General features: G+C 74.1%; 12 protein-coding genes. 10 read left to right on the top strand and 2 right to left on the bottom strand.

What is annotated here, in order from left to right:
• Window positions 1–4: 4 nt before the first annotated feature.
• The 4 genes from OG562_RS42695 (at window position 5) to OG562_RS42680 (ending at window position 6,608) form a co-directional block, all read left to right on the top strand.
• The gene (locus OG562_RS42695) at window positions 5–1,681 is read left to right on the top strand and encodes an FAD-dependent oxidoreductase (protein ID WP_266407773.1); all 1,677 of its coding nucleotides are present in this window, start codon (window positions 5–7) and stop codon (window positions 1,679–1,681) included.
• Window positions 1,678–3,198, top strand: coding sequence for an ATP-binding protein (locus OG562_RS42690; RefSeq protein WP_266407771.1), 1,521 nt, complete (start codon window positions 1,678–1,680; stop codon window positions 3,196–3,198). Before OG562_RS42695 ends, OG562_RS42690 begins: the two co-directional genes overlap by 4 nt.
• Window positions 3,195–3,548 (top strand): UBP-type zinc finger domain-containing protein, encoded by a 354-nt coding sequence (locus tag OG562_RS42685; RefSeq protein ID WP_266407769.1) that lies wholly within the window; start codon window positions 3,195–3,197, stop codon window positions 3,546–3,548. The genes OG562_RS42690 and OG562_RS42685 overlap by 4 nt, the downstream gene beginning before the upstream one ends.
• Window positions 3,549–3,617: 69 nt before the next feature.
• Window positions 3,618–6,608 (top strand): AAA family ATPase, encoded by a 2,991-nt coding sequence (locus OG562_RS42680; RefSeq protein WP_266407768.1) that lies wholly within the window; start codon window positions 3,618–3,620, stop codon window positions 6,606–6,608.
• Window positions 6,609–6,662: 54 nt separating this feature from the next.
• On the opposite strand, the gene OG562_RS42675 is transcribed toward OG562_RS42680, so the two are convergent.
• Window positions 6,663–8,465 (bottom strand): M4 family metallopeptidase, encoded by a 1,803-nt coding sequence (locus OG562_RS42675; protein WP_266407766.1) that lies wholly within the window; start codon window positions 8,463–8,465, stop codon window positions 6,663–6,665.
• A gap of 343 nt (window positions 8,466–8,808) precedes the next feature.
• On the opposite strand from OG562_RS42675, the gene OG562_RS42670 reads away from it, so the two are divergent.
• The 6 genes from OG562_RS42670 (at window position 8,809) to OG562_RS42645 (ending at window position 16,970) form a co-directional block, all read left to right on the top strand.
• A complete protein-coding gene (locus OG562_RS42670) occupies window positions 8,809–9,960 on the top strand; it encodes a serine hydrolase (protein WP_266407764.1) in 1,152 nt (383 codons plus the stop codon).
• Between the two features lie 212 nt (window positions 9,961–10,172).
• Entirely contained in the window at window positions 10,173–11,630 is a 1,458-nt protein-coding gene (locus OG562_RS42665) for a CAP domain-containing protein (RefSeq protein WP_266407762.1), read from the top strand.
• Between the two features lie 207 nt (window positions 11,631–11,837).
• Window positions 11,838–12,881, top strand: a complete 1,044-nt coding sequence (locus OG562_RS42660; protein WP_266407759.1) for a tetratricopeptide repeat protein — start codon at window positions 11,838–11,840, stop codon at window positions 12,879–12,881.
• On the top strand, window positions 12,878–13,936 hold the full coding sequence (locus OG562_RS42655; protein WP_266407757.1) for a polyprenyl synthetase family protein: 1,059 nt from the start codon (window positions 12,878–12,880) through the stop codon (window positions 13,934–13,936). The genes OG562_RS42660 and OG562_RS42655 overlap by 4 nt, the downstream gene beginning before the upstream one ends.
• 127 nt (window positions 13,937–14,063) lie before the next feature.
• Entirely contained in the window at window positions 14,064–15,026 is a 963-nt protein-coding gene (locus OG562_RS42650) for a threonine/serine dehydratase (protein WP_266407755.1), read from the top strand.
• 300 nt (window positions 15,027–15,326) lie between these two features.
• Window positions 15,327–16,970, top strand: coding sequence for a serine/threonine-protein kinase (locus OG562_RS42645; RefSeq protein ID WP_266407754.1), 1,644 nt, complete (start codon window positions 15,327–15,329; stop codon window positions 16,968–16,970).
• A gap of 4 nt (window positions 16,971–16,974) precedes the next feature.
• Here OG562_RS42645 and OG562_RS42640 read toward each other — a convergent pair whose 3' ends face one another.
• On the bottom strand, window positions 16,975–18,429 hold the full coding sequence (locus OG562_RS42640) for a serine hydrolase (RefSeq protein WP_266407752.1): 1,455 nt from the start codon (window positions 18,427–18,429) through the stop codon (window positions 16,975–16,977).
• Window positions 18,430–18,518 lie beyond the last annotated feature (89 nt).

Below are 18,518 nucleotides of genomic sequence, written 5' to 3'. Positions count from 1 at the left end.
ACGTATGGCACAGGCCGCCGATACAGCGCGGACCGTCATCCTGACCGTGGACGACGACCCGGGGGTCTCCCGTGCCGTCGCCCGTGACCTGCGACGCCGCTACGGCGCCTCGTACCGGATCGTGCGCGCGGAGTCCGGGGAGTCCGCGCTGGAGGCGCTGCGCGAGCTGAAGCTGCGCGGCGACCTGGTGGCCGTGATCCTGGCCGACTACCGGATGCCGCAGATGAACGGCATCGAGTTCCTGGAAGAGGCCCTGGACGTGTACCCGGGCGCGCGGCGCGTGCTGCTGACCGCGTACGCCGACACCAACGCGGCGATCGACGCGATCAACGTCGTCGACCTCGACCACTATCTGCTGAAGCCGTGGGACCCGCCGGAGGAGAAGCTCTACCCCGTCCTGGACGATCTGCTGGACGCCTGGCGCAACAGCGACTACCGGCCGGTGCCCGCCACCAAGGTCGTCGGACACCGCTGGTCGGCGCGCTCCTCGGAGGTGCGGGAGTTCCTGGCCCGCAACCAGGTGCCCTACCGCTGGTACTCGGCCGACGACCCCGAGGGGCGGCGGCTGCTGGCCGCGGCCGGTGCGGACGGACAGCGGCTGCCGCTGGTGATCACCCAGGAGGGCGAGCCGCTTCTCGAGCCGGATTCACCCGAGCTGGCCGCCCGCGTGGGCCTGGCGACGACGCCGACGGCCGAGTTCTACGACCTCGTGGTGATCGGCGGCGGCCCGGCCGGGCTCGGCTCGGCCGTGTACGGGGCGTCGGAGGGGCTGCGGACGGTGCTCGTGGAGCGGTCGGCGACCGGCGGACAGGCCGGGCAGAGCTCGCGCATCGAGAACTACCTGGGTTTCCCCGACGGCGTGTCCGGCGCGCAGCTCACCGACCGGGCGCGGCGGCAGGCCGCCAAGTTCGGGGCCGAGATCCTCACCGCGCGCGAGGTGACGGGCCTGGAGGTCAACGGATCGGCGCGGGTGGTCCGGTTCTCGGACGGCTCGGCGGTGGCCGCGCACAGCGTGATCCTCGCGACGGGCGTGTCCTACCGGCAGCTGGCGGCCCCGGGCTGCGACGACCTGACCGGCTGCGGGGTGTTCTACGGGTCGGCGCTCACCGAGGCGGCCGCCTGCCAGGGGCAGGACGTGTACATCGTGGGCGGCGCCAACTCGGCCGGACAGGCGGCGATGCACCTGGCGAAGGGCGCCAAGTCCGTCACGCTGCTGGTGCGCGGGGAGTCCCTGGCCGCGTCGATGTCGTACTACCTGATCCAGCAGATCGAGGAGGCGCCCAACATCACCGTGCGCACCCGCACGGTCGTCGACGCCGCGCACGGCTCCGGCCGGCTGGAGCAGCTGACACTGCGGGACGTGGACAGCGGCGCAAGTGAACTCGTGGACGCGCAGTGGATGTTCGTGTTCATCGGCGCGGCCCCGCTCACCGACTGGCTGGACGGCGCCGTGCTGCGCGACGAGCGCGGCTTCATCCTGGCCGGGCCCGACCTCACGCCGGACGGGCGGCCGCCGGCGAGCTGGGAGCTGGACCGGCCGCCGTACCACCTGGAGACCAACATTCCCGGCGTGTTCGTGGCGGGCGACGCGCGCGCGGAGTCCGCCAAGCGCGTCGCGTCCGCCGTAGGAGAGGGAGCCATGGCCGTGATGCTCGTCCACCGGTATCTGGAGCAGTCATGAGCGGGCGGTTGATGCCGTGCAGCCCCGCCGAGGTCGGGGCGCTGTTCCTGTTCGAGAAGCTCTCCCCCGAGCAGCTCGGACGGCTGTGCAGCGAGGGCCGGGTGGAGCTCTTCGAGCCCGGTCCGGTGTACGCCGAGGGCGAGCCGGCGACCTGCTTCTACGTGATGATCGAGGGCGCCGTCGTGCTGTCCCGCCGGGTCGGCGCGGACGACATCGAGGTGAACCGCACCTCGCAGCGCGGGGTGTACTCGGGGGCCATGACCGCGTATCTCGGGGACCGGGTGCCGCAGGTCTACAACAACTCGATGCGGGTGACGGAGCCGACGCGGTTCTTCGTGCTGCCCGCCGAGTCGTTCTCGGCCGTCATGCGGGAGTGGTTCCCGATGGCCGCACATCTGCTGGAGGGCCTCTTCTTCGGCTCGAAGAACGCCCAGCGGGCCATCGGCCAGCGGGAACGGCTGCTGGCCCTGGGCTCGTTGTCGGCCGGCCTCACCCACGAGCTCAACAACCCGGCCGCGGCGGCGGTCCGCGCGACCGCCACGCTGCGCGAGCGGGTGGCGAAGATGCGGCACAAGCTCGGCATCATCGCGTCCGGCGGATACGACCCGGACGCGCTGGCCCGGCTGGTCGAGATCCAGGAGCGCACGGCCGAACTGGTCGCCAAGGCACCGGTGTTGAGCCCCCTGGAGGCCTCCGACCGGGAGGACACGCTCACCGACTGGCTCGACGACCACGACATCACGGACGGCTGGCGGATCGCGCCGGTCTTCGTGCAGGCGGGGCTGGACGTGGACTGGCTGGAGCAGGTCGCGGCGGCCGTGGACGCGGACATCCTGCCGAACGCGATCGGGTGGCTCAACTACACGGTCGAGACCGAGCTGTTGATGGACGAGATCGGCGACTCCACCACCCGTATCTCGCACCTCGTCGACGCCGCCAAGCAGTACTCGCAGCTGGACCGCGCCCCCTACCGGGTCGTCGACGTCCACGAACTCCTCGACAGCACCCTGCTGATGCTGTCGGGAAAGATCGGGCAGCGCATCGAGGTCGTCAAGGAATACGACCGTACGGTCCCGGAGGTCCCGGCCTACCCGGCGGAGCTCAACCAGGTGTGGACCAACCTCGTCGACAACGCCGTCTTCGCCATCGACAGCACCGGCGGGGAGGGCACGTTGACCGTGCGGACGGCGCTGGACGGCGACCGGCTGCTGGTGGAGTTCCGCGACACCGGGCCGGGCATCCCGCCGGACATCCGCAGCCGTATCTTCGACCCCTTCTTCACCACCAAGCCGGTGGGCGAGGGCACCGGGCTCGGTCTGGACATCTCCTGGCGGATCGTCGTCAACAAGCACCACGGCGAACTCCACGTCGACTCCGCGCCGGGCGACACCCGCTTCCAGGTCCTGCTGCCGCTCACCGCCGCCGAACCCGACTCCGAGTCCGAGTCCGAGTCCGTCCGGGACGCCGGGACCCCCGTGAACGCCGAGACCGCCCTGAACGCCGAGGAGCCCGCATGACCGACGGCAACGCCATCGACCCGAGCGTCCCGCCCAGCGGCAGCGGCTGTGTGGACTGCGACGCGGCCGGCGGCTGGTGGTTCCATCTGCGGCGCTGTGCGACCTGCGGTCACGTCGGCTGCTGCGACTCCTCCCCCGCCCAGCACGCCACCGGCCACTACAAGACGACCGGGCATCCCCTGGTGCGCAGCTTCGAGCCGGGCGAGGAGTGGTTCTGGGACTACTCCACCGACGAGCTGTACGAGTCCGGGCCCGAGCTGGCCCCTCCGGTCAGCCACCCGGCGGACCAGTCGGTGCCGGGGCCGGCCGGGCGGGTGCCGGCGGACTGGGCGCGGTCGCTGCGCCGTTGAGACCGGTCCGGCAGGGCTCCGTTCCTGGTCGCAGCCGTCGGTGTCAGTGCCGCGTGCCAGGATGGAGCCGTGCCGCAGACCGTGTTCGCCACTCCGTTCATCGGCCGGGACGAGGAACTCGCCCGGCTCTTCGGCGTGCTCGAGCGCGCCCGGGACGGTGAGGCACGCGCGGTGCTGGTCGCCGGGGACGCCGGGGTGGGCAAGACGCGGGTGCTGGACGAGGTCGCCGCGCGGGCCGCGCGCTCGGGCATGACGGTGCTCACCGGGCACTGCGTCGACCTCGGCGACGTCGGACTGCCCTATCTGCCGTTCACGGAGATTCTGAGCGTGCTCGCCGCCGACGAGCGGTGCACGGCCGCGCTCGCCGCGCATCCGGTGGTCGACCGACTGCTGGGCGCGGGCACGGACGCCGTACGGGAGGATGGCGGTCCCCCCACGCGCTCAGGCGGTGAGGGAGACCGGCTGCGGCTGTTCGAAGGGATGGCGGGCCTGCTCGCCGACCTCGCGGAGGTCGCGCCGCTGCTGCTCGTCCTGGAGGACCTGCACTGGGCCGACCAGTCCTCCCGGGACCTGCTGCGCTTCCTGCTCAGCCGGGGCCTGCTGCAACGGCCGGCCGGCGGCGCGGCGCACCGGCTGGCGGTGCTGGCCTCCTACCGCGCGGACGACCTGCACCGCCGCCATCCCCTGCGTCCGCTGCTGGCCGAGCTGGTGCGGCTGCCGGCCGTGGACCGGCTGGAGCTGCGGCCCCTGGCGGACGCCGAGGTGACCCGGCTGGTGCGCGCGCTGGAGGAGCGTCCGCTGCCGGAGGCGACGGTGCGCCGGATCGTGGAGCGCGCCGAGGGCAACGCCTTCTACGCGGAGGAGCTGCTCGCCGCCACGGACCCGGCGGCGGGCGGGGTGCCCAGCGGGCTGGCCGACCTCCTCCTCATCCGCGTGGAGCAGCTCTCCGAGACCGCCCAGCAGGTGCTGCGCACGGCGGCCGTCGCCGGACGGCGCGTCGAGCACGACCTGCTGCGGGACGCGGTCGGACTGCCCGAGGAGGAGCTGGAGACGGCGCTGCGCGAGGCCGTCGGCCGTCAGCTGCTCGTCTCCGGCGCCGACGACACGTACGCCTTCCGGCACGCGCTCGCCCGCGAGGCGGTGTACGCGGATCTGCTCCCGGGTGAACGGGGGCGGCTGCACGGGGCGTTCGCGCGGCTCCTCGCCGGACGGGGCCGGCGCCCGGAGACGGCCGCGGAGCGCGCCCACCACTACCGCGAGAGCCACGACCCGGTGGAGGCCCTCGCCGCCTCGCTGGAGGCAGCCGACCACGCCCGCCGGGTCGGCGCGCCCGCCGAGGAGCTGCACCACCTGGAGGCCGCCCTCGACCTGTGGCCGGCGGTGGATCCGTCGTCCCGGCCGCCCGGCGAGGGAAGCGACCGGGTGACGCTGATGCTGCGCGCCTCGGCGGCGGCCGCACATGCAGGGGAGGCGCATCGCGCGGTCTCCCTGACCCGGGCCGCTCTCGCGGGCGTGGGCCGGGACACCGACTCCGAACTGGCCGCACGCGTGCGGTACACGCTGGCCGGCACCCTCATGGGCGTCGACAGTCTCAGCGCCGCCTTCGGCTACAGCAGCGAGGCGCTGGCCATGATCCCCGCCGAGCCGCCGTCCCCGACGTGGGTGTGGGCCGCGGCCACGCATGTCCTGGCGGCACGTCAGGTCGGCGACTCCGAGACCGCACTGCGCGTCGCCCACCAGGCCCTGGCCGTCGCCGAGCGGCTGGACCTGGCGGACGCCCGGGCCGACCTGCTGATCTCGCTGGCCACCGTGGAGGGGGACGGCCGCCGTTCTCCCGCGGCCCGCGACCGGCTGAAGGAGGCCCGTGAGCTGGCCCGGCGTGCAGGCAACGCGCCCGTGGAGATGCGCGCCCTGTTCAACCTGGCCATCGGCTCCTACGAGGCCGGGGAGCTGGAGGAGTCCCTGCCCTGGCTGGCCGAGGGCCTGGACCGGGCCCGCAGAGCGGGTCTGCTGTCCTCGCCCTATCCCCTGGAGATGCGGTATCTGCATCTGCTGCTGCTCTACACGCTGGGCCGCTGGGACGAGTGCGTACGGACGGCGTCGGTCGACCAGGCCGTGCTGCCCTCGGCCGGCGGCTACACGGTCGGTCCCGCCCTGTCGGTCGGCTTGGCGCGCGGTGAGCCGGGCGTCGTCGAGCGGGCCCTGGCGCTGACGGAGGGGCCCTTCGACTGGATGGCGACGCTCGTCGCGGGCATCGTGCTGACCGACGCGGCCGCGCTGCGGGGCGACGCCGAGGCGGCGGTGGCCCGGATGCGGTCCTCCGTCGAAGCTCTCACCGACGACGCGGGGACGCTCCCCGACGTCACCGTCCGGCTCGCCGCGCTGGCCCTCTCGGCGGTCGCCGACGCGGCCGCGCAGGCGCGGCGCACCGGCGACGAGACGGCGGCCCGCCACTGGTCGGCCACCGCGGACGACCTGCTGAAGTCGGCGAGGACGGTGGCCCTGCACGGCCAGAGCGGCCTGCCGCAGGGCCCGGAGGGGCGCGCCTGGCTGGCCCGCGCCGAAGCGGAGCGGGCCTGGGCCGCCGTCGGTCCGGACGCGACGGCCTGGGCGAAGGCGGTGGCCGCGTTCGACTACGGCGACGCCTACGAACGGGCGCGCTGCCGACTGCGCTGCGCCGAGGCCCTGCTGGCGGCCGAACGGCGCGAGGAGGCGGCCGCCGAGGCCCACGCCGCCCGGGAGACCGCCGTACGACTGGGCGCGGCTCCTCTGCTGGAGCGGGTGGACGCCCTGATCCGCCGGGGTCGGCTCGCGGACTCCGCGCCGTCGGCCGCGGACCGGTCGGCCTCGCTCACCGCCCGGGAGCAGGACGTGCTGCGTCTGCTCGCCCTCGGGCGCAGCAACCGGCAGATCGGCGAGGAGCTGTTCATCAGCGGCAAGACGGCGAGCGTGCACGTCTCCCACATCCTCGCCAAGGTGGGCGCGGCGAGCCGTACGGAGGCGGTGGCGATCGCCCATCGCGAGGGACTGCTCGCGCCTGAGGCCGGCGGGTCCGGCTGACCCGCCGGCCTCAGGTGTCCTGGCGTCCTTGCGTCCCGCGTCCCGGGGGCGCCGTCAGCGGACGGCGGGCGGGACGTTCGCGGAGGTCACGTTGACGGCGGCCCAGGCCTTGTTCACCGTCTTGAACTCCGTGCTGTCCTGGCCGTACAGGTCCCTGGCCGCCTTCAGGGTCGCGGTGCGCGCGCCGTGGAAGTCGGTCGAGGAGACCATGTAGCGGGTCAGGGCCCGGTAGTAGATCGCGGTGGCCTTGGTACGGCCGATGCCGGTGACCGTGGCCCCGTTGTAGGTCGGCGAGTCGTAGGTGACGGCGCCGATCTTCTTGACGCCGCTGCCCTCGGCGAGCAGGTAGTACGCGTGCGAGGAGACGCCGGAGCCGGCGTGGACCTCGGCGCTGTACGTCTGGGGCGACCAGTAGTCGATCGTGCCCTCGAGCACGTCGAGCGACGGCTTGTCGAGGCGGCGCAGGAACGTCTGGTCGAGGCCCAGCTTCTCGCCGATGAGGTAGTTCGGCGGGTTCTTGGGGTTGTTGGCGCTGAACTCGACGTTGGAGCCGAAGATGTCCGCGAGGGACTCGTTCAGGGAGCCGGGCTCGCCGTACTGGTTGCCGTCCCCGTCGACGTAGGTGGGCTCCAGGCGGGCGGTCGCGTCCACGACGCCGTGGGTGAGCTCGTGGCCGGTGACGTCCAGGACGACGAGGGGCTTCTTGAACATGTCGCCGTCGCCGTCGCCGTACAGCATGCAGTCGCAGGTCGGGTCCCAGAACGCGTTGGCGACCTTGGTGCCGAAGTGGACCATGGCGCGGGCGCCCTTGCCGTTGTTCTCGATGCCCTTGCGCCCGAAGGTCTTCTTGTAGAAGTCCAGGGTCTTGGTGATGCCGTACTGGGCGTCGACTGCGGCGCTGGCGCGGCTGGAGACGGCGCCGTTGCCCCATTTGTTGGTGCTGCTGGTGAACTTGGTGCCGCGGGCGAAGTTCTCCAGCTCCTTGTTCTTCGCGTCGCGCGTCTCGGTGCCCCAGTGGGTGGGGTCCTTCAGCAGGTAGCTGGTCCGCGCGGTGCGGGTGGTGGTGAGCGGGACCTTGCCGACGAAGAGCGAGCTGCCGGTGCCGGTGGCCGTGGCGGGGTAGCGGGCGGCGGCCGAGGACGGCGCCACGGCGGTGAGGCCGGCGCTCTGCGGGGCGGTGCCGGTGGCGGGGTCGAGGGTCTCGCCGCGCTCGCGCAGGGTGTCGAGCAGTCGGGGCGAGAGGAACTCGTCGCTGTCGGGCGTGTTGCTGCGCACCTTGCCGGTGACGGCGTCGACCACGACCGTGCGGGAGCCGCCGGCCTCGGTGGTGTCGCTGTCGGTCACCTGGACCTGGTAGGCGAGGGCGGAGGCGCCGGAGCGGGCGTCGACCACGAGTTCGGCGGTCTGGGCGTCGCCCTGGGCGACGGCGGCGGCCTTCTGCTCCGCCTGGCGGGCGGTCAGCTCGGCGGTGACGGTGGCCGGCGTCACGGCATGGCCGGCGGCGCGGGTCACGCCCGCGTACGCGAGCCGCGACGTCAGGTGGACGACGAGGTCGCCGCCGAGGACCGGCATGCCCTGGTGGGTGCGGACGAAGCGGACGTGGCGCGCGCCCTCGGGGTCGATCATGACGTCCTGCGCCTGCAGCTCGTCGTCCTGGCCGACGCCGGTCGCCGGGGCGTGGGCGAAGGCGGCGGTGCGGGCGGCCCGCACCACGGCGGTGGCCTGCGCGCCGGCGGTCGCCGTGGTGGCCTGGGCGTCCCCCGCGGACGGATCCGCGAAGGCCGTGCCCGCCAGACCGGTGGCGGCCGTGGTGACGGCGACGGCGACGGCCAGGGTGCGTATGTGTGCTCTCGGCACTGGTGAGAGTTCCTTCGTTCGGACGGTCAGGGTCGCAATAGCCGCTTTACGCCACTTTCATGGCGATACTTGGCGAATTCGCGGCGCACGGTGATCGACCAGTGATCGATGAGCGACCAACTGTGCGCCTGCTGTGGAGATGTGACGCGACGGAGGAAGGTTCCCTCAGGTGGATGTGACTGATCTCGCATCAGCAACGGACCAGCGCAGACGGAGAGACAGACGGAGAGACAGAAGGAGGGAAGGAAGGAGGAGAGAGGGAGGGAGAAGGAGAGCGAGGACCACCCTGAGGGCCGCCCTGGGGCTGGCGCTGCTGTCGCTCACGGCCCCGTCCGCCCACGCCGTGTCCGGCGCGCCCCCGCTCCCCGCGGCCGGTGCCCCCGCGCTGCCCAAGCCCGACCTCACCGGCCTGCGGGCCGTGCTGCGCACGGCGGTGAGCCAGGGCACACCGGGTGCGATGGCCCGGCTCGACGACTCCGGCACGATGCACACGGTCGCCGTAGGAGTCGCCGACCGGCGCACGCAGCGCGCCCTGAGCAACGCCGACCGTTTCCGCATCGGCAGCGTCACCAAGACCTTCTCCGCCGTCGTACTGCTGCAACTCGTCGACGAGGGCAGGCTCTCCCTGGACGCCCCGGTCGACCGGTATCTGCCCGGGCTGCTGCCCGACAGCCGGATCACGGTCCGTCAGGTGCTCAGCCATCGCAGCGGCCTGTACGACTACACCAACGCCATGTTCGCCGACACCGTCTCCGGCTTCGAGGCGGTCCGCACCAAGGTCTTCACCTACCGTCAGCTGGTGAACCGCTCGCTGAGCCACCCCCGCACGACCGCGCCCGGCGGCCCCTACTCCTACTCCAACACCAACTTCGTCGTCGCCGGTCTGCTCATCGAGAAGCTCACCGGGCACCCCGTCGGCGCCGAGTACCGGACCCGCATCATCGAACCGCTGAAACTGCGGGACACCTCCTACGTCCACCCCGGCACCCGGATCCCCGGCCGCCGCACCCTCGGCTACCTCACCCCCGACACACCGGGCGCGGCCCTGGTCGACGCGACGGCGCAGACCGTCTCCTGGGCGCAGAGCGCGGGCGCGCTCATCTCCAGCACCCGGGACCTCGACGCCTTCCTCTCGGCGCTGCTGAGCGGAAAGCTCACCTCGGCCGCGTCGCTGAAGCAGATGCGACGGTGGGTCCCGGCGGGCGCCACCCAGGCGTACGGGCTGGGGCTGCGGCGTCGCGACCTGTCATGCGGGGTGTCGGTGTACGGGCACACGGGCGCCGTCCAGGGCTACTACACGTACGCGTTCACGTCGAAGGACGGCCGCCGCAGCCTGGCCGCCCTCGCCAACGCGTCCAACAGCACCGGCGTGCACAACGCCATGCTGCGGACGCTGGAGTCGGCGTTCTGCGGCACGCGGGCACGCGCGCGCGCCGGGGCGACGCCGTACGAGCGGCCCGAGGACGTCGTCGCCCCGGGCGTCGCCCGGGACTGAGCGCACCCGGCGACGCAACCGGGACCGGCCGGAGCCGGGAAGGGCCGGGCGGACACGGGAAGCACCGGGCGGAGCCCGGACCGGACGGACACGGGAGGGGCCGGGCGGACTCGGGAGGGGCCGGGCGGACTCGGCCGGGAACCCGAAGGCTCTGGCGGCCGTTGTCCGGACAGCCCCTTCAGGGGCCCGTGCGACGACACCAGGGCGGCAGGATGAGCGAGTTGGTCCCCGGGGGCAATGTGCCCCTCCCGGCCGGTGCGCTGACCGTCCGGGTGCCCGGCCCTTTCGACGTCTCGGCGCTCGTCACGGACGACGGCGGCAGGGTCGGGGGCGACGGCGACTTCGTGTTCTACAACCACCCGACGGCGCCGGGAGCCCGGCTCCGGGGCGACACGCTCGCACTGGAGCCGGCCGGTCTGCGCGCCGGCGCGACCCGGGTGACGGTGGTCGTCAGCGCCGCCGATCCGGACACCGCCCTGGCCCGGCTGCCCGCTCCCACGCTCCATGTCGCCGACCGGCAGGGCCGCCCGCTGGCCCGGTTCACCCCGCCGCCCGTACGCCAGGAGAGGGTGCTGCTGCTGGCGGAGGTGTACCGGCGGGGCGGGGTGTGGAAGCTGCGGGCGGTCGGACAGGGCTACGCCGACGGCCTCGCGGGCCTGGCACGGGACTTCGGGGTGGACGTCGTCGAGGACGAGCCCGCACCCGCCCACCCGTCCGCGTCGCCCACTCCGCCCACCCGCGTTCCCGTCCGACCGTCCGCCCGTCTTCCCGGTGGCCCGTCTGCTCCGCCCGCCCACGGCCCCGCCCGCACCTCGCCTCCTCCGACCCGGGTTCCCGCCCGTCGGCCCACACCCCCCGCATCCCCCACCCCTCCCGCGGAGCGCCCCGCCCCCGACCCCGACGGCTTCCTGACCCTCGTCAACCCCGCCCGCGCCACGGCCGGTTCCCCGCCCGTCTCCATCGACGCCCGGCTGGCCCGAGCCGCCAGGGAGCACGCGGCCGCGATGGCGGCGGCCGGGCGGCTGGGCACGGAGGGCGGGGACGGCGTCTCGGTCCACCAGCGCCTCACGGCCGCCGGATACCGCTGTCTCGCCGTGGGCGAGCAGTTGGTCTCCGGTCCGCGCACCCCCGCCGAGTTCGTCGCGTACTGTCTGCGCACCGACCGGACCCGGCGCACGCTGCACGATCCCGCGTTCGTCCACACCGCCGTCGCGCAGGTCACGGACGGGCGCACCGGTGACACGTACTGGACCGCACTGTGGGCGAGCCCGCTCACCCCGGACGGCCTGGCCCGCACGGCCGCCGAGGTCGTCGATCTCACCAACCGCGAGCGGACCAGGGCCGGTCTGCGCCCCCTGGCCGTCGACCGGTCGCTCACCGCCGCCGCGCAGGCGTACAGCACGGACATGGCGGCGCGCGCCTTCTACTCGCACACCTCGCCCGAGGGCGCCCAGCCCTGGGACCGTGCGGCCGCCGCGGGCTCCTCCCTGCGGACGATCGGCGAGAACATCGCCTGCGGTCAGCGCTCCGCCGCCGAGGTGGTGGAGGGCTGGATGAACAGCCCCGGCCACCGCGCCAACATCCTCAAACCCGCCTTCACCCACATCGGCGTCGGCTTCGAGAGCGGCGGCCCGTCGGGCACGTACTGGACCCAGCTCTTCGGCGGCTGACGCCCCACCAGCCCTCGCCCGACCCCGCCCGCCTCCCGGGGTGATCTACGCCTCACAGGCAACCCCCTTCCCCGTACCCGCGTCTTGACCGGCAGCACAGCGCACATGCACACCGCACTATGCACACCTTGTATACACCGAGCGCATACACACAGTGCATACAGGGCGGGCCCGCATCCGTGCCGGTCGAAAGGAATCAACGAATCCATGTACGGCAAGGCATTCGCCCCGGAGTACCAGGGCGCCCTCACCACCCTCTCCGTGAACTCCTCCCTGGACGACGTCCTGGCCGCCGGCACCGAGCGGTTGAGAGCGGCCGAGCGGGCCGGGGAGTGCGGCGAGGCGGCCCGCTCGGGGCTCGCGGTCGCCGAGGCGCACCGACGGCTGGGGCAGGTGCGGGAGGCGGACCGGGCCTGGAAGGCGAGTTACCGGGCGGCCCGGGACGCCGGGGACGTCGCGGCGATGGCCTGGGCGCTGTGGAGCGGCGGCACCCTGGCCCGCCAGCGGGGCGCCTTCGCCCTGGCCCGGCGGCTGCTGGCGCTCGCGGCCGAGTTCGGCGAGCGCGGCGGCGACGTCGTGGTCCGCGGCTACTCGCTGGCCGGGCTCGCGGAGACCGGGCGCATCCAGGGCGACTACGAGGCCGTGGGCAGACTGCACGAGCAGTTGCTGGCCGAGGCCCGCAGGCGCGGCGAGGCCCGGCACACGGTGTGGGCCCTGGAGGGCATCGCGCAGATGCACCGCAACTCCGGCACGTACGACCGGGCGTACGCCCTCTTCGAGGAGGCCGCCGAGATAGCCGCCCGCGCCGACGACCGGCGCGGTCACGCCTGGGCGCTGCGCGGGCTGGCCGACCTCGTCTCCGTGCGCGACGGGGACGTCGAGCAGGCGCTCGCCCTGCTGGCGGAGGCGGAGGAGAGCTGCCGCACGATGAACCTGTCCGGCGCGCTCGCCTACAACCACAAGATGCGCGGCAACGTCCTCTACCGCGCCGGGCGTTACGCCGAGGCACGCGGCCTCTACGAGCAGGCGCTCGCGGAGTTCCGCGCGATGGGCGAGCCGCGCGGCGAGGCGCTCTCCCGGCTCGGCCTGACGAAGTCCCGCGCCCGGCTGGGCCGCGACCGCGCCGAGACGTCCGCCGAACTGGCCGACCTGGCGAGGACGTTGGAGCGGATCGGGCTGCGGCACGCACGGGAGATGGTCACGCGGGCGCAGAAGGAGCTGGGCGTCGAGTCCGCGGAGGCCGCCCGGTGACCGCGCTCGGTTCGGCCGTGCGGGAGTCCGCCGCCCTGGACGCGGCTCACGTCCTGGCCCGTTGCCGCGCGTTGGTGCGGCCCGCGCTGGCGGAGGCCGTCGGCCGGTTGCATCCGTGGGTGGGCGAGATGGCCGCGTACTCCTTCGGCTGGTGCGAGGTCGGCGGGACGCCCGCCGCCGGATCCGGCGGCAAGGGGCTGCGGCAGGCCCTCGCGGTGCTCGGCGCCGAGGCGGCCGGTGCGCCCGCGCGGGCCGGGGTGCCCGCGGCGGTGGCGGTGGAGCTGGTGCACGCCTTCTCGCTGCTCCACGACGACGTGATGGACGGCGACCCGACCCGGCGCGGCCGCGCCACGGTGTGGAAGGCGTACGGCACGGGTCCGGCGGTGCTGGCGGGCGACGCCCTGTTCGCGCTGGCGGTCGAGACCCTCGCCGCGCAGCCGCCGCCGACGGGCGTGGCCGCCGTACGTCTGCTGTCCGGGGCGCTCGGGGATCTGGTGCGCGGGCAGGCCGACGACCTGCTGTTCGCGGGGCGTCCCTGGTCGGGGCCGGGGCGGGTGCGGCCGGACGCCTACCGGGCGATGGCCGAGGGCAAGACGGGGGCGCTGCTGGGGTGTGCGGCGGCGCTGGGCGCCGCGCTGGGCGGTGCGTCCCCGGCGACGGCCGCCGCGCTGGACCGGGCCGGGCGGCATCTGGGGGTCGCGTTCCAGGTGGTCGACGACGTGTTGGGCATCTGGGGCGACCCGGCGGTCACCGGCAAGCCCGTGCACGGCGATCTGCGGGAGCGGAAGAAGACGTTCCCCGTGCTGGCCGCCCTGGACGCGCCGACCCCGGCCGCCCGCCGGCTCGCCGAGCTCCTGGAGCGGGACGGGGATCCGCGGGAGGCCGCCGTACTGGTCGAACGGGCCGGGGGACGCGCGGCGGCGCTCGCCGAGGCGGCCCGGCACGTGGCCGCCGCCGAGTCGGCGCTCGCCGGAGCCGGGCCGGCCGGGCCGGCCGCCGGGGCGGTCCGCGACCTGCGGTCCCTGGTCGACTTCGCCGCGCGCCGGGACCTCTGAGGCGGCCTCCGGGAGGCGATCTCCGAGCCGTGTTGACCCGGGCCCCGCCGTCGGGCGAGGGTGCAGGGACAAGGCGCGGTCTCTGCTCCTCCTGCTCCCGCTCCCCCGCGCCGAAAGGATGACACCCTTGATCGGCATCTCGGACATCGAAGCCGCGGCCGGGCTCATCGCGGAACATGTCGTGCGCACCCCGACCGTGCCCAGCCCGGGCCTGTCCGCGCTCCTCGGTGTCCCGGTGACCACGAAGCTGGAACTCCTGCAGCGCACCGGCTCGTTCAAGTCGCGCGGGGCGACGGCGAAGCTGCTGTCGCTGAGCGAGGCCGACCGGGCCGCCGGGGTCGCGGCGGTCAGCGGCGGCAACCACGGGATCGCCCTCGCGGTCATGGCCGCCGCGCTCGAGGTGAAGGCCACGGTCGTGATGCCGCGCTCGGCGCCGTCCCGTGCCGTGGAGCTCGCAGGGGCCGCCGGCGCGTCGGTGCGGCTGACCGACACCATGGGCGAGGCGTTCGCGCTGGTGGAGCGGTTGCGGGACGAGGGCCTCACGCTGGTGCACCCGTTCGACGACCCGATGGTCATCGCCGGGCAGGGCACGGTCGGCCTGGAGTTCGCCGACGACGCCGGCGACGAACTGACGGACGTGCTGGTCAGCATCGGCGGCGGCGGACTGATCGCCGGCGTCGCCGCGGCCCTGCGCGCCCGCCGTCCGGGCGTACGGATCTGGGGCGTGGAGACCGAAGGCGCGCAGGCGATGTCCGAGGCGCTGGCGGCGGGCGGCCCGGTGCCCGTGGCCCTGTCGTCGATCGTCTCCACCCTGAGCGCGCCGAGCGTCTCGCAGTTGACGTACGACCATGTCGCCGCCCTGGTCGAGGAGGTGCTCGTGGTCCCGGACGAGGAGGCCGTACGGGGCTGTCTGGACCTCGCCGAGCACGCCAAGCTGTGGACCGAGCCGGCCGCCGGCTGTCTCCTGCCGGCGGCCCGCCGGGTCCTGGAGCGGGTGGGGGACGGGGCCCGGCTCGGGCTGGTGGTCTGCGGGGGCAACGCGACGACCTCGGACATGTCGGCGTGGGCGCGGCGGTTCGGGCTGCGCTGAGCATCGCAGGGGTGCCGCGCCGGGCACCGTAGGGATAAGGAAAATCCCCGAAGGCGGGCCCGTGGTCGAAATGCGCCATGGGCCCGCAGCGGGTTTCCGGGAGGACCCCCGAGGGGTTTACCGCTGGTTACACCCCTGGACGGCTCCCCGTAATCTCTATTCCGCCTCATTTCCTCGCACATATGCTCGGGCTCTTTGAATAAAAGACAGGAATCGCGGATGAGTCGCGGTCCTTTTGAACAGACCCCCTCTCATCCGTCGTATCCATGGGAAAGGTGAACGCCGGCGGTTCAGCGAGGGATGACCATGGTCAAGGCGCACGTCTCCACGCACGAGTTGGTCGCCGGGAGGTACCGGCTGCTCGACGTCGTCCACCGGGAGACGAACCGCGTCAGCTGGTACGGCGAGGACGCCCAGGCGGCACGGCCGTGCCTGGTCACCCGGATCGGGCTGCCCGCCGAGCTGGGCGAGGAGGAGGCCTGTCAGGCCGCCGACCGCGTCCTGCGGATGTCCGAGACGATGGCCCGGCTGTGCCCCGGCCGGATCGCCACGGTCGTCGACGCCGTCGCGGAGGCGGGGTCCCTGTGGACCGTCACCGAGTGGATCGACGGACTGCCCCTGGGGCAGCTCATCGACCAGAAGGGCTCGTTCAGCCCGGGCAGGGCGGCCACGATCGGACTGCAGCTGCTCGACGTGCTCGAGGCCGCGCACGGCGAGGGCATCACCCACGGGGAGCTCAGCCCCGGCCAGGTGTTCGTGCGGGTCCGGGGTCCGGTGGTCGTCACCGGGTTCGGGCTGGCGGGCGCGACCCTCACCCCTCGGCTCGCGGCCCCGTCGTACGCCTCTCCCGAGCAGGCCCGCGACGACCGGATCGGTCCCGCGGCCGACATGTGGGCGCTGGGCGCGATGCTCTACACGATGGTCGAGGGCCGGTCGCCCTACCGGGACCGGGACCGGCCCGAGACCACGCTGCGGGGCGTGGACCGGCTGCCGTTGCGCGCGCCGCTGCGGGCCGGCTCCCTCGCCCCGACCGTGCAGGGGCTGCTGCGCAAGGACTCCCGGGAGCGGCTGACCCGGACGGTCGTGCGCCAGTCCCTCACCCGGGTGCTGGACGAGGACCCGGACGCCGCGCCCGCGCCCCGGCTGCGGCGCGCCTACACGGCCGCCAGACAGGTCGGTCCGCACTGGAGCGGGCGGGCCATGGCGGCCGGGACGGCGCTGGCCGTGGTCACCGTGGCGGTCGCCGCGCTCGCGGTGACCCACCGGCTGCCCGGCACCGACGACACGGCGGCGGCCGGCAACGCGCCGGCCCAGCCGTCGTCCGCGCCGGCCGCGACGCCCGGCGGCGACGCCGCCGACAGCGCCCCGGGCACGCCGACGCCGTCCGTTTCCGCGAGCGTGTCGGACTCCCCGGAGGCGAACACCTCCCCGAGCGCCTCTCCCTCTCCCTCTCCCTCGCCCTCGGGCGACGCCCTCCCGGCCGGCTTCCACGTCTACCGTGCGCCGGAGGGCTTCTCGGTGGCGCTGCCCGACGGCTGGAAGCGGCTGACGACCACGCGCGGCGCCGATCAGGCCTACCGCGCGATCTTCGGGAAGTCCGGCGATCCGCGCACCCTGGCGGTGACCTACAGCGAGAGCGCCGGGCCGGACCCGGTGGCCGTCTGGCGGGAGGACGTCGAGCCGGGACTGCGGCAGCAGGACGGCTTCCAGCGGATCGGCGCGATCACGGCGACGACGTACCAGGGGCGCAAGGCCGCCGACATGGAGTGGCTGATGACCGTGGACGGCAAGCAGGTGCGGACGTTCGGCCGCGGCCTCCTGCTGGGCGGCGGCCACAGCTTCTCGCTGCGCTTCACGACGCCCGCCGCGGACTGGGACGCAAAGGTCAATCAGCAGGCACTGGACACCTTCCTGCGCACGTTCCGGCCGGGCTCAGCCGCCTGACCGTTCACGGTCGCGGGGCGCGCAGGGACCGCAGGGGTCCGCCGTGCAGCGGCGCGGTGTCCCAGCGCGCGGTGAACGTCCGGTCGGCGAGGGAGCACGTCACCCGCAGGCGGTGCGGGGTCTCCAGCAGCACGAGGTCCACGGCGAGGGTGTCGCCGTCGGTCCAGCCGCCGCTCACCGCGAGGGGCAGCGGCTCGTCCGTGACCCGCCAGCCGCCGGCGCCCGGGGCCGCCCGCAGGCGGTGGCCGTCCTCGACGAGGGTCAGCGCCCAGCCGTCCGCGTCCACGGTGACGACGGCGCCGCTCAGTCCCGGCTGCCCGGCGCAGACACCGCCGTACGGGGTGAACTCGGCGTCCGACCACTGCTCGGCGCGCTCCGGCGGTACGGGACTGCCGGCGGCCGGGGTCAGCGCGAGCCGCGTCAGGCGCTCGGCGAGGGCCGCGTCGGCGGCGTCCCGTCCGGTCAGCGGCTCGGGCCCGAAGGCGGGCAGCAGATGCTCCCAGACGAGGTCGAGCAGGGCCTGCATGTCGGCGGCCGCGGCGGTGGTGGCGATCACCGCGTCGTGCTCGGGCAGCACCACACAGAACTGGCCGTAGGCCCCGTCGGCGCGGTAGCCGTGCCGGGACTGCCAGAACGAGAAGCCGTAGCCCAGATCCCAGTCCCGCTGCTCGGCGTCCTGGCCCCCGGCGTCCCCCATGTACCCGGCCGTGGGTAGGTGGGCGCGCGTCGCCTCGGCGACCCACTCCCGCGACAGCAGCCGCTTGCCCTCCCAGACGCCCTCGTCGAGATACAACTGGCCGAGCCGGGCGAGCGCGTCGGTGGCGCCGTGCAGCCCGCTGAAGCCCAGCTCACGGCCGGAGCGCCCCTTCAGCCAGCCGACCTCGCCGATGCCGAGCGGGTCCAGCAGCCGGGGCCGTAGATACGCGGTGAGCGACTGGCCGGTGACCCGCTGGAGGATCGCGGCGAGCGTGAAGGTGGCGGGCTGGTTGTACGCGAAGACGGTCCCCGGATCGCGGTCGGGCGGCAGCAGCAGGAAACCCCGCACGAGCTCGACCTGGTCGAGGGCGCGTGCCCTGTCGTACGTCTCGGCCTCGTGCCCGCTCGTCATCGACGGCAGGTGCCGCACCCGCATCGCTCGGCTGCGCGGGTCGGTGATGTCGGCCTCGAACTCCGGGAAGTACGAAACCACCGGGTCGTCGAGCCCGATCAGCCCCTCGGCGACGGCGAACCCGGCGGCCGTGGCCGTGAAGCTCTTGCTGACCGAGTACAGCAGCTGCGGGCGGTCGGGGCGGTAAGGCGCCCACCAGCCGGCGGCGACGACACGGCCGTGGCGCAGGATCATGACGCTGTGCGGCTCGACGGCCTCGGCCGCCTCCAGGGCGTCGAGGAAGGCGAGGACGCGGGAGGCGTCGACGCCCTGGGCGGAGGGGGTGCTCGTGGGCAGCGGGCGAAGGGTCATACCCACATCCTCCCTCCGGGGGCGGGCGGTGATCGACTTCTTTTGGCCGTCCGCCAAAGCATTGCCAATGGGTGCATATAGGCTGCCGG

The sequence above is a fragment of the Streptomyces sp. NBC_01275 genome (genome assembly GCF_026340655.1).
GTDB lineage: Bacteria > Actinomycetota > Actinomycetes > Streptomycetales > Streptomycetaceae > Streptomyces.
This window is presented reverse-complemented; position numbering and strand designations above follow the sequence as displayed.

Excerpts from the sequence above, each read along its gene's own strand:
- OG562_RS42660 (WP_266407759.1), top strand. The coding sequence starts at position 11,838 with ATGTACGGCAAGGCATTCGCCCCGGAGTACCAGGGCGCCCTCACCACC.
- OG562_RS42685 (WP_266407769.1), top strand. The coding sequence starts at position 3,195 with ATGACCGACGGCAACGCCATCGACCCGAGCGTCCCGCCCAGCGGCAGC.
- OG562_RS42645 (WP_266407754.1), top strand. The coding sequence starts at position 15,327 with ATGACCATGGTCAAGGCGCACGTCTCCACGCACGAGTTGGTCGCCGGG.
- OG562_RS42665 (WP_266407762.1), top strand. The coding sequence starts at position 10,173 with ATGAGCGAGTTGGTCCCCGGGGGCAATGTGCCCCTCCCGGCCGGTGCG.
- OG562_RS42690 (WP_266407771.1), top strand. The coding sequence starts at position 1,678 with ATGAGCGGGCGGTTGATGCCGTGCAGCCCCGCCGAGGTCGGGGCGCTG.
- OG562_RS42640 (WP_266407752.1), bottom strand. The coding sequence starts at position 18,429 with ATGACCCTTCGCCCGCTGCCCACGAGCACCCCCTCCGCCCAGGGCGTC.
- OG562_RS42695 (WP_266407773.1), top strand. The coding sequence starts at position 5 with ATGGCACAGGCCGCCGATACAGCGCGGACCGTCATCCTGACCGTGGAC.